Source organism: Noviherbaspirillum malthae (assembly GCF_015352985.1).
GTDB lineage: Bacteria > Pseudomonadota > Gammaproteobacteria > Burkholderiales > Burkholderiaceae_D > Noviherbaspirillum > Noviherbaspirillum malthae.
Genome location: NZ_JACYXF010000187.1, coordinates 1 through 1,200 on the forward strand (window position 1 = coordinate 1; position 1,200 = coordinate 1,200).

General features: G+C 53.8%; 1 protein-coding gene. It reads left to right on the forward strand.

The window, feature by feature from the left end:
- Positions 1-69: 69 nt before the first annotated feature.
- Positions 70-1,151, forward strand: a protein-coding gene (locus tag IGW03_RS37665; protein ID WP_194727487.1) for an IS3 family transposase whose coding sequence is annotated in 2 segments (ribosomal slippage) — positions 70-319 and positions 319-1,151 — 1,083 coding nt in all. Because the reading frame shifts where the segments join, the coding sequence is not laid out codon by codon here.
- Positions 1,152-1,200 lie beyond the last annotated feature (49 nt).

Genomic DNA, 1,200 nt, shown 5'->3' on the forward strand with positions numbered 1-1,200 from the left:
TGACCCGGTAGAAATCGTGTAGCCACCCGCTGAGTGAGTCTTCATGTTATTTTTGACATGGAGGCATACATGCAGAAGCGATTCACAGAAGAACAAATCATAGGTGTCCTGCGGGAGGCGGAGGTCGACGGAGCGGTGATCCGTGAGGTTTGCCGTAAGCACAACATCACGGAGCAGACGTTTTTCCGCTGGCGCAATAAGTACGGGGATATGACTGTTTCCGATGCTCGCAAGCTCAAGGATCTGGAGTCAGAGAATGCCCGGCTGAAGAAGATCGTAGCGGAGCAAATGCTGGCCATTGAAGGCTTGAAGGAGATTGCCGCAAAAAAATGGTAACCCCGGTGGCCAGACGCGAAGCGCTTGAGATTTTGAAGGCTAAAGGGTTATCCGAGCGCGCAGCGTGTCGAATTGCCGGGGTAAGCCGCCGGGTGACGAGCTATCAGCTGCGACAACCAGGTAAGGATGAAGAACTCAGTGGGCAACTCATAGAAGCATCAGCCCGCTATCCTCGCTTCGGTTATCGGCGCATTGCCGTCATGACGGACCAGAGCGTTGGACGGGTATGGCGCTTGTGGCGCAGCTTGGGACTGAATCTACCCAAGCGCCGGCCCAGAAAGCGCCGCTGTGGCAATGACATCCGCATTCCAGGAGCGACACAGCCCAACAGCGTCTGGTCGTATGACTTCGTGCATGACCGATTGGCCAATGGTGGAACGCTCAAGCTGTTGTGCGTGCTGGACGAGCATACACGGGAATGCTTGGCTATCGAAGTTGGCAAGTCATTGCGGAATCAGGACGTGATTCTGACGCTGTCACGGTTAATGCGGTTGTATGGCAAGCCCGCTTTTATTCGGTCCGATAACGGTGCGGAGTTTACTGCCACTGCAGTGATGAAGTGGCTTCGAGATCAGAATGTTGGTCCAGCCTATATCAAGCCTGGAAGCCCTTGGCAGAACGGGTTTGTAGAAAGCTTCAATGGCAAGTTGCGCGACGAATGCTTGAACCGGGAATGGTTTGTAAATCGCCGCGAAGCAAAGATTGTGATTGAGAAGTGGCGACAGTTCTATAACAACGAGCGGCCGCATTCTGCGCTCGGCAATCGGACGCCGGCCTCGGTAGGCCAGCAACGATGGCAAAATCAGAGTGCTTGAACTAGAAGACTAACGAGAGCAGTGGCTACAAATTTCCATATCAGGTCAC